Origin of the sequence: Streptomyces sp. NPDC060000 (genome assembly GCF_042737375.1) — a bacterium.
Classification (GTDB): domain Bacteria; phylum Actinomycetota; class Actinomycetes; order Streptomycetales; family Streptomycetaceae; genus Streptomyces.
In genome coordinates, this window is the sequence record NZ_JBHWUU010000146.1 from 1 (window position 1) to 10,346 (window position 10,346).

General features: G+C 71.7%; 6 protein-coding genes. All 6 read right to left on the reverse strand.

Going from position 1 to position 10,346, the window contains the following annotated elements:
- Nucleotides 1-47: 47 nt before the first annotated feature.
- Nucleotides 48-1,016, reverse strand: a complete 969-nt coding sequence (galE, locus tag ACFWBB_RS41535; RefSeq protein ID WP_385284177.1) for a UDP-glucose 4-epimerase GalE — start codon at nt 1,014-1,016, stop codon at nt 48-50.
- Between the two features lie 74 nt (nt 1,017-1,090).
- Nucleotides 1,091-2,374 carry a nucleotide sugar dehydrogenase gene (locus ACFWBB_RS41540; protein ID WP_385284180.1) on the reverse strand — a complete coding sequence of 428 codons (1,284 nt, stop codon included), beginning with the start codon at nt 2,372-2,374 and terminating at the stop codon, nt 1,091-1,093.
- A 9-nt stretch (nt 2,375-2,383) separates the two neighbouring features.
- Nucleotides 2,384-4,090, reverse strand: a complete 1,707-nt coding sequence (locus ACFWBB_RS41545) for a glycosyltransferase family 2 protein (RefSeq protein ID WP_385284182.1) — start codon at nt 4,088-4,090, stop codon at nt 2,384-2,386.
- Nucleotides 4,091-4,200: 110 nt separating this feature from the next.
- On the reverse strand, nt 4,201-5,226 hold the full coding sequence (locus tag ACFWBB_RS41550; protein WP_385284185.1) for a Gfo/Idh/MocA family protein: 1,026 nt from the start codon (nt 5,224-5,226) through the stop codon (nt 4,201-4,203).
- On the reverse strand, nt 5,223-6,338 hold the full coding sequence (locus ACFWBB_RS41555) for a DegT/DnrJ/EryC1/StrS family aminotransferase (RefSeq protein ID WP_385284188.1): 1,116 nt from the start codon (nt 6,336-6,338) through the stop codon (nt 5,223-5,225). The genes ACFWBB_RS41550 and ACFWBB_RS41555 overlap by 4 nt, the downstream gene beginning before the upstream one ends.
- A 462-nt stretch (nt 6,339-6,800) precedes the next feature.
- The coding region (locus ACFWBB_RS41560; protein ID WP_385284191.1) for an Rne/Rng family ribonuclease at nt 6,801-10,346 on the reverse strand (3,546 nt) is incomplete at its 5' end.

Here is a 10,346-nt window from a genome sequence, read left to right on the forward strand (position 1 = left end):
CCCCGGGATGATCCCGGGGGCCCTCACTCATGCGCTCGTTCGTACGCTCACGGGTGCCGCAGCCGCCACCCCGCCCACGCCGACTCGACCATCTCCCGCACACCGCGCTCCGCGCTCCAGCCGAGTTCCTCGCGGATGAGGTCGGCGGAGGCCACGACCCGGGCCGGGTCCCCCGGCCGGCGACCGGACACCAGGGGCTCGACCTCCGCGCGGCCGGTGACGTCCTGGATCACACCGATCATCTCGGCGACCGAAACGCCCTCGCCACGACCGATGTTGAGGACCAGCCGGGCGTCCGGATCGGCGGCCAGCCGACGGGCGGCCGCGACATGCGCGGCGGCGATGTCCTCGACGTGGATGTAGTCGCGGACGCAGGTCCCGTCGGGAGTCGCGTAGTCGTCACCGAAGATCCGCGGTGCCTCGTCCGCCTCCAGGCGCTCGAAGACCATCGGGACCAGGTTGAAGACGCCGTCGTCACCCAGCTCGGGGGTGGCCGCGCCCGCCACGTTGAAGTAGCGCAGCGAGGCGGTCGCCATGCCGTGCCGGGCGCCGACCGCCCCGACCAGCCACTCGCCGGCGAGCTTGGTCTCGCCGTAGGGGTTGATCGGCGCACATGGCGTCTTCTCGGTGACGAGGTCGACGTCGGGCATGCCGTACACGGCGGCGGACGAGGAGAACAGGAACCGGCCGACCCCCGCGGCGGCGGCCGCGTCCAGCAGGACCCGCATGCCCTCGACGTTCTCGCGGTAGTAGTACAGCGGCCGGTCCACGGACTCGGCCACCTGCTTCTTGCCCGCGATGTGCACGATGCCGGTGATGCCGTGCTCGCGCAGCACGCGCCCGACGGTGTCACCGTCGAGGACCGTGCCGACCTCCAGCACCACACCGTCCGGGAGCCGCTCGGCCCGGCCCGTGCTCAGGTCGTCGAGGACGACGACCCGCTCACCGGCGTCCGTCATCGCCTTCACGACATGCGAACCGATGAAACCGGCACCGCCCGTGATCAGCCAGGACATGGGAAAAACCTTCCTGCACCAGGGCCCCGCCCCCAGGTGCGGGGCGGGGCCACGAGGTTGTTCGCGTACGAGCGTCAGCCGCCGATGACGACGCGGCGGACGCCCTTCCAGGCCTCCGGGTCCGTCGTGCGGCGACCGTCGACCAGGACGGTGACGTCCGGCAGGTCGGCCGGGGTCAGCGTGCGGTACTCGGCGTGGTCGGCCTGGAGGACCGCCGCGGTGACCTTCTCGCCCGCGTGCGGGGTGAGGCCGTGGGCGGCGAGCTCCTCGTCGGTGTACATCGGGTCCGAGACGAACGGCACCGCGCCACGCGCCTTGAGTGCCTCGACGGTCGGGAAGACGCCGGAGAAGGCGGTCTCCTTCACGCCACCGCGGTAGGCGGCGCCCAGTACCAGCACATTGACGCCGGTCAGGTCGCCGTAGGCGGCGGCCAGCAGGTCGACGGCGTACTCGGGCATCGCGGCGTTCGCCTCACGCGCGGAGCGCACGACGGTCGCCGCCGGGTCGTTCCACAGGTACATCCGCGGGTAGATCGGGATGCAGTGACCGCCGACGGCGATACCCGGCTGGTGGATGTGGCTGTACGGCTGCGAGTTGCAGGCCTCGATGACCTTCTTGACGTCGATGCCGTTGCTGTCGGCGAAGCGCGCGAACTGGTTCGCCAGGCCGATGTTGACGTCCCGGTAGGTCGTCTCGGCGAGCTTGGCCAGCTCGGAGGCCTCGGCGGTGCCCAGGTCCCACACGCCGTTCGGCTGGGGCAGGTCGGCACGCTCGTCGAAGTCGAGGACCTGCTCGTAGAACTCCACACCACGGGCGCTCGACGCCTCGTCGATGCCACCGACCAGCTTGGGGTAGCGGCGCAGGTCGGAGAAGACCCGGCCGGTGAGGACGCGCTCCGGGGAGAACACCAGGTGGAAGTCCTCGCCCGCGGTCAGCCCCGAGCCCTCGGCCAGCATCGGCGCCCAGCGGGTGCGGGTGGTACCGACCGGGAGGGTCGTCTCGTACGAGACCAGCGTGCCGGGCTTGAGGCCCTGCGCGATCGCCTTCGTCGCGGAGTCCATCCAGCCGAAGTCCGGGGTGCCCTCGGCGTCCACGAACAGCGGGACGACCACGACGACGGCCTCGGACTCGGCGACGGCGGACGCGGTGTCCGTGGTCGCGCTCAGCAGGCCCGCGTCGACGGCCTGCTTCAGCTTGACGTCGAGGTCGTGCTCGCCGGGGAACGGCTCGACGCCGGCGTTGACCAGCTCGACGACCTTCTCGTTGACGTCCGCGCCGATGACCCGGTGGCCCTTGGAGGCGAACTGCACGGCCAGCGGGAGGCCGATCTTGCCGAGTGCTACTACACAGATGTTCATGGAGGGTCGCTACTTCCTTTTGGAACCGGTCGGCTTCTTGAGACCGGCGGACTTCAACTTTCTGACGCCGGCCGCCCGCCCGCGGACGGCCAGGGACCTCAGCTTCCGGACGGGAGCTGCCAGCGCCCGGAGGATCAGTGCGCTCTTCGGCGGATACATCCGGGCCGTGTCGATCACGACACGCCCCTTGTCGTTCACCACGGCCGACGCCCGGTAGGGGTCCCCCTCCCGGCCCCACTGGCGGGCCAGCGGCATGGGCAGGTCCTTGCCCCGCACGGGAATCTCGTACGTCGAACCCGCCACGTCCAGGTATACCCGCACACCCCGCTTGGCGGTGACGTACTCCAGCGGGATCCGGGCGTGCAGCACGGTGGCGATGCCGTCCTCGGAAGGCTCGAGCGTCACCTCGCCCACCGGCGCCGGCAGGACGTGGTCCGCCTTCAGCCGACGCGCGCCGGGCTTGTTCGCCGACTTGGGCATGGCCTTCGTGGCGAGCCGCACCACGCTGCCCCGCACGTCACCGAGCACCGGCACCCGCACGGACAGCGTGTACGTGAGCGCCTCGCCCTGCTGCTCCCAGGCGGAGGCCAGCAGCTCGGTGCCCTGGGCGAGACGGCCGGGCACGGACTCCCCGACCAGCTCGTAGACCCGGTCGGACAGGCCGATGCGCGGATCGCGGAAACCCGCGTAACGGGCGTAGGCCCGTCCGCCCTCGAGGACGAACGGGGGCGCCCCGTGCTCCTTCTCCGAGCTGATCGCCTCGGCCAGCTCGTCGATCGCACCGGCCCGGGCCAGTGCTATCCGCACCCGGCGCTTGACGTCCATCGCGTCGCGGATGCCGTCGGTGAAGTAGACGTCGGCGAGCCGCGCGACGCCCGCGCAGATCTGGCGCTGGAGCTCGCGGTCCAGGGTGGGGAAGTCGTCCTGGACGAGCTTGGCGAGCTCCCAGGTGAAGTGCCGGCGCAGCAGCGCGTCCCGCTCGGGACCCGCCTCGACGAGACCGGCCGTGAAGTCCATGATCTCGCCGGCCGCCCGCAGCCGCGCCAGGTGGTCGGCACGGTAGGTGATGTTGCTGGCGTCGCCCCGCTTGACGGCGTAGTAGCAGGTGTAGTCGGCCACCACCGAGATCTTCTTCGCGCGGACGCACGCCTCGATGGTGAACGGCTGGTCGCTGCCGACGGGCAGGTGCTCGGGGAAGCGCAGCTTGTACTTCTCGACCAGTTCCCGGCGGAACAGCTTGGTGTTGGCCAGGGTGAAGGGCAGCGCGGAGTCGTACAGGCTGACGTCCGGGTCGTTCTCCTTGTACAGCGCCTGGTGCACGTAGCGGCCGTTGGTGCCGACCATCTTGCCGACCACCACGTCCGAGCCGTGCTTGTCGCCGCAGGCCACCATCCGCTCCAGCGCTTCCTCGCCGAGGTAGTCGTCGGAGCCGATGAAGTACACGTAACGGCCGGTGGCGATGTCCAGCGCCCGGTTGCTGGGTGCGGCCGGGCCGCCGGAGTTCGGCTGGTGGAGCACCTTGACGGTGTCCGGGTACAGCGCCGCGAACCGGTCCAGTTCGGCGCCGCTGTCGTCGGTGGAGCCGTCGTCCACGGCGACGATCTCCAGCCGCTCACGGCCGATGCTCTGCCCGACCAGGGAGTTCAGGCACTCCGTCAGATAGGGCATCGTGTTGTAGACGGCAACGATGACGCTGACGTCAGGCGCAGCACACATGCTCCGGCTCCTGGTCTCCGACAGCCGACGGCCGGCTGGGTCCTGCGGGGAAAGTCTCACAGAACATAGGAGTCCTGCCGAGCACGCACCGTTCCCCCGATGTGTGATGCTCAGCTGCCATGTGCGGCCAGATCCTCCGGCTGAAGGGACACGCTGCGGTCGGTGGTGGCCGACTCGAGGACCGCGGCCGCCACCTCGACGGTGCGCATGCCCTGGCGCAGGGTACAGATGTCGGCGGGCTTGCCGAGCACCGCGTCCCGGAACAGCTCGTGCTCGACCTGGAGCGGCTCGCGCTTCGGGATGGCGTACCGGATCATGTCGCCCTCGGACACCCCGCGGAACGCCCGGAGGGCCTCCCACTCGGTGGTCACGGCGGCGTTGGAGTGGAACGTCAGGTCGGCGGTGAGCGTGTCGGCGATGAAGCAGCCCCGGTCACCGGTCACCGAGGTGAACCGCTCCTTGAGCGGGCTCAGCCAGTTCACCAGGTGGTTGACCATGGTGCCGTCGTCGAGACGCCCCACCGCGGAGACCATGTCCTCGTGCTCACGGCCGCTCTTGGAGACGGTGTGCGCGGCGATGGACACGTACTGGCGTCCGGTCACCCAGCCGGTGAGGTCGATGTCGTGGGTGGCGAGGTCCTTGACGACGCCGACGTCCGCGATGCGGTGCGGGAAGGGCCCCTGGCGGCGGGTGACGACCTGGTAGACGTCACCGAGCTCGCCGGCCTCCAGACGGGAGCGCAGCGACATCAGCGCCGGGTTGCACCGCTCGATGTGACCGACGCCGGCCACCAGACCGCGCGACTCGAACGCGTCGACGAGACGACGGGCGCCCTCGACGGTGTCGGCGACCGGCTTCTCGACCAGCGCGCACACCCCGGCCTCGGCGAGCGCCAGGCCGACCGGCTCGTGCAGGGCGGTGGGGCAGGCCACGACGGCGTAGTCCACGCCGAGGGCGATGAGCTCCTCGACGGTGTTCAGGATCGGCGCGCCCTGGGCGGCGCCGAACTTGTCGCCCATCGGGTCGACGACGCCGACCAGGTCGACGCCCTCCAGACCCGACAGGACGCGGGCGTGGTGACGCCCCATGGAACCGAGGCCGACGAGTCCCGCTCGCAGCGACTTCCCGGTACTCACAGTTGCTCCCCCAGAGCATTGACAGCGGTGACGATGCGCTCCAGCTCCTGTGCGGACAGGGCCGGGTGCACGGGCAGCGACACGACCTCGGCGGCCGCCCGGTCCGTCTCGGGCAGGTCCCAGTCACGGCCCGCCTTCTGGTCCGGCTCCCAGTACGGCTTCAGCCGGTGGATGGGCGTCGGGTAGTACACGGCGTTGCCGATGCCGGCCTCGGTCAGCTTGGCCATGGCGGCGTCGCGGTCACCCTGGATGCGGACCGTGTACTGGTGGTAGATGTGCCGGGCGCCCTCGGCGACCTTCGGCGTGAGCACGTTCGGCGCGGTGATGTGCTCGGTGAGATACGCCGCGTTGGCGATGCGCTGCTCGGTCCAGCCGTCCAGCTTGCGGCGCTGGACGCGGCCGATGGCGGCGGACACGTCCGTCATCCGCACGTTGGCGCCGACGATCTCGTTGGCGTAGCGCTTCTCCATGCCCTGGTTGCGCAGCAGGCGCAGGGTACGGGCGGTCTCCGCGTCCCCGGTGGAGATCATGCCGCCCTCGAGGCTGTGCATGTTCTTCGTCGGGTAGAAGCTGAACGTGCCCGCGGCACCGAAGGCGCCGACCGGGGTGCCGTGCAGCGCGGCCGCGTGGGCCTGGCAGGCGTCCTCGATCACGGCGAGCCCGTGCTGCCCGGCGATCGCCATGATCTTGTCCATGGCGGCCGGGTGGCCGTACAGGTGCACCGGCATGATCGCGGCGGTGCGCGGCGACAGGGCCGCCTCGACCGCGGCCGGGTCCAGGCAGAACGTCTCCGGGTCGATGTCGGCGAAGACGACGTCGGCGCCGACCAGCCGCACCGCGTTGGCGGAGGCGGCGAAGGAGAACGACGGCACGATGACCTCGTCGCCCGGGCCGAGGCCGAGGGCGAGGAGCGACAGGTGCAGCGCGGAGGTACCGGAGTTGACCGCGACGCAGTGGCGTCCGTCGACCAGCTCCGAGAACTCCTCCTCGAAGGCGGCCACCTCGGGCCCCTGGACGACCATGCCGCTGCGCAGCACGCGCACGGCAGCCTCGATCTCCTCCTCGGCGATCACAGGCTTGGCGGCCGGTATGAACTCATGGGCGTCGGTCATCGACATCCCCTCCTCTACGGCGACCTCTAAGGCGCACCACGACATGCATGGTCGGGAGGGGCCGTGTCGATGCTCAGCACGGCCGCATCCCTGGTTGTCCGCCGCGACCTTGTGGGCGGGCGGACGGCTTGTACACAGGACCCCGCCCCCCGAGGGTCCTGGCGGGGAGTCAGCCGTATCCGGTCGGAAGACCGGATGTGCTCATCGGCTGTGGTCACGGCGTGCTTGTCTTCGGCCACCGGGACCACGGTGCACGTTACCAGCACGCGGACAGCGTTTTTTCCAAGGGTTACCACAGTGAAACTCACGGAGCGAGTGCGCTCCATCACCAGCGAGACACAGAGTAACCCGGCGTGTGACCCCGTGCGACGCGAGTACCCGGGAGGGTCCCGACCGACGCGGGCACCCGGTGGGTACCGGCTGCCCGCGCGACGGTCGGACCGGATCAGACGGAAGCGGAGATCACTCTTCCGTCGACGCCGAGACGCCCGGCTGGCCCTGCTGGGCCGCCGCCGTCGTCTTCGACACCGCCTTCGCTGCCTTCTTCGCCGTCGTCTTCTTGGCAACGGTCTTCTTCGCGGCCGTCTTCTTCACCGCCGCCGTCTTCTTGGTGGCGGCCTTCTTGGCCGTGGCCTTCTTCGCCGTCTTGCGGGCTGCCGTCTTCTTCACCGGAGCGGCCTCGCCCTCCTCGGCGGATGCCTCGGTCTCGACGACGGTCTCCGCGACGGCGGTCTCCGCCGCGGCCGACGGGACGACCACGACGGCCGTCTCCTCGGACGCGGTCGACGCGGTGGCCTTGCGCACGGCACGGCGCCGCGGGCGGGCCGGGGCCGCGCTCTCGACGACGGGCTCGGCGACCCGCTCCGCCTCGGGCTGCTCCGCCGGAGCGGCCTCGGCGGCCGGGGCCGGCGCGGCCACCGGCTCGGTGACCGTCACCACGGCGGCCTCCGCCCCCGCGGGCGAGCCGGCCGGCGCGGACACCTTGCGGGTGGCGCGACGGCGCGTACGGCCCTTCGGCGCGGCCTCGTCGACGACGGAGGCCTCGGCCACCGGTGCCTCGACGACCGGGTCCTCGGCGGCGACCGGCTCAGCCTGGACGATGACCGCCTCGGCCGGCTGCACCGGACGCTCGGCCTCCACCTCGGCGGTGACGTCCTGCGCGGTGGGCGCCTCGACGGCCTCCTCGACGGGCTCCGCCGGGGCGAACGCCTCGGAGCCGCCCGCCCTGCGCGACTGACCGCCGCGCGGCGCACCCGCCGGAGCGGACGCCCTGCGACTCGCCCGGCGCCGGCCCCGGCCACGCGTGGCAGCGGCCTCCGCCTCGGCGATGCTGCTGTACAGCTCCTCGTCCGGCGCGTACTCGGGGGCCGCCAGCGCGATCGGCTCGGCCACCTCGGCGGCGACCTCGGCCTCGCTCTCCGCCTCCTCCTCGATGCCCACCAGGGGCTCGACGAGGTCGGCGGCCACTGTCTCGTGCTCGTGCTCGTGGTCGTGGCCCGGTCCGTCGCCACCGCGGCCGCGCTTCTTGCGCTTACCGCCGCCGCCGACGGCGGTCGGCTGCTCCATGTGGACGATGACCCCGCGCCCGTTGCAGTGCACACAGGTCTCGGAGAACGACTCCAGCAGACCCTGGCCGACCCGCTTGCGGGTCATCTGCACGAGGCCCAGCGAGGTGACCTCGGCGACCTGGTGCTTCGTACGGTCGCGGCCCAGGCACTCGAGGAGGCGACGCAGCACCAGGTCCCGGTTGGACTCCAGCACCATGTCGATGAAGTCGATCACGATGATGCCGCCGAGGTCGCGCAGCCGCAGCTGGCGCACGATCTCCTCGGCCGCCTCCAGGTTGTTCCTGGTGACCGTCTCCTCGAGGTTGCCGCCCTGACCGGTGAACTTGCCGGTGTTGACGTCGACGACGATCATCGCCTCGGTCCGGTCGATCACCAGCGAACCGCCGCTGGGCAGCCAGACCTTGCGGTCCAGCGCCTTGGCGAGCTGCTCGTCGATCCGGTACGTGGCGAAGACGTCGACCTCGGAGGTCCACCTGGACAGACGGTCGGTCAGGTCGGGCGCGACGTGCGAGACGTACCCGTGGATGGTCGACCAGGCCTCGTCACCGCTGACGATGACCTTGGTGAAGTCCTCGTTGAAGATGTCGCGCACGACCCGGACGGTCATGTCCGGCTCGCCGTACAGCAGCGTCGGGGCGTTGCCGCCGTTCTTCGCGTTCTTCTGGATGTCCTCCCACTGCCCCTGCAGTCGCTCGACATCGCGGCGCAGCTCGTCCTCGCTCGCGCCCTCGGCGGCGGTGCGCACGATGACGCCCGCGTCCTCGGGGACGATCTTCTTGAGGATCGTCTTCAGCCGGGCCCGCTCGGTGTCGGGCAGCTTGCGGCTGATGCCGGTCATCGAGCCCTCGGGCACGTACACGAGGTAGCGGCCCGGCAGGGAGACCTGGCTGGTCAGACGGGCGCCCTTGTGGCCGATCGGGTCCTTCGTCACCTGGACGAGGACCGACTGGCCCGACTTGAGGGCGGCCTCGATGCGACGCGGCCCGTTGGCCATGCCGAGCGCCTCGAAGTTGACCTCACCGGCGTAGAGCACCGCGTTGCGGCCCTTGCCGATGTCGATGAAGGCGGCCTCCATCGACGGCAGCACGTTCTGGACCTTGCCCAGGTACACGTTGCCGACGTACGAGGTGGCCTGCTCCTTGTTGACGTAGTGCTCGACGAGCACGCCGTCCTCCAGGACGCCGATCTGGGTGCGCTCGCCGCTCTGGCGGACGACCATCACCCGCTCGACGGCCTCGCGGCGGGCCAGGAACTCCGCCTCGGTGATGATCGGCACCCGTCGGCGGCCCTGCTCACGGCCTTCCCGGCGGCGCTGCTTCTTGGCCTCGAGACGGGTCGAGCCCTTGATGGACTGCACCTCGTCGGACGGCTCGGAGGGCTTGCGCGGCTCACGGACCTTGACGACCGTGCGCTCGGGGTCTCCGTCGCCCGGCTGCTCGGCCTCGGTCGAGGAGTCACCGGCACGACGACGACGGCGACGGCGACGGCGGCTGCCGGCGGTGGAGCCACCGGGCTCGTCCTCCACGTCCTCCGCGTCCTCGTCCTCCTGCTCGGCGGTGTCCTCGGCGTCCTGCGCGGCCTGCTCGGCGGCGAACTCGTCGGACTCGGCGTCCCCGGAGTCACCCTCACCGTCGGCGGCATCGCCACGGCGACGGCGACGGCCACCGCGACGGCGACGGCGACGCGACCCGGTGTCCTCGCTCTCGTCGTCACTGTCGAGTACGTCCTCGGTGGCCTCGTCGGCCTCCTCGGGCTCGGTCTCCGACTCGTCCTCGGCGGCGGGCGCGGGCACGGCGGGAGCGGCGGTGCGGCCGGCCCCGGCCTCCTCGCCGATGGCGCCGCGGCGCCGACGGCGACGGCGCGACCCGGCCGGCTCCTCCACGAGCTCCGGGGTCTCCGAAGTCTCCGGAGTCTCCTCGAGCTCCTCGGGCTCCGTCACCTCGGCCTCGGCGGCGGCAGCCTCGGCGGCGGCCCGCTGCGGGGTCTGGAACTGCGGCTCGGCGAACACGGGCGCCTGGAACACGGCGACCGCCGGCCGGGCCGGACGACGCGGCGCGTCGGCCTCCGCTTTCTCCTGCGCGGGCGCCGTGAAACCACCGGCGGCCCGGCGGACCACCCGACGGCGCCCACGACGCGAACCGGAGTCCTCGTCGGCCTGAGCGGCTTCGGCGGGCGCGGCCTCGGCGGGTACGGCAGGGGCCTCGGGAGCCTTCGGCTCCTCAGCGGCAGCGGGGGCGGCCTGCTCCTCGGTCACCTCGGGCGCTTCGGCCTGGGCGGGCGCAGCCACCCGACGCGTGGCGCGACGGCGGGTCCGTGGTGCGGGTTCGGCGGCCTCGGCGGGCGCGGCGGGCGTCTCGTCGGTCACGGCGACAGCCTCGGTCTCTGCGGCGACGGCGGGCGTCCCGGCCTCCGGCGCACCGGCGGGCGCGGTAGCCCGGCG

Bases quoted from the DNA above. Each gene is read 5' to 3' on its own strand.
- galE (WP_385284177.1), bottom strand. From the start codon at position 1,016: ATGTCCTGGCTGATCACGGGCGGTGCCGGTTTCATCGGTTCGCATGTC.
- ACFWBB_RS41540 (WP_385284180.1), bottom strand. From the start codon at position 2,374: ATGAACATCTGTGTAGTAGCACTCGGCAAGATCGGCCTCCCGCTGGCC.
- ACFWBB_RS41545 (WP_385284182.1), bottom strand. From the start codon at position 4,090: ATGTGTGCTGCGCCTGACGTCAGCGTCATCGTTGCCGTCTACAACACG.
- ACFWBB_RS41555 (WP_385284188.1), bottom strand. From the start codon at position 6,338: ATGACCGACGCCCATGAGTTCATACCGGCCGCCAAGCCTGTGATCGCC.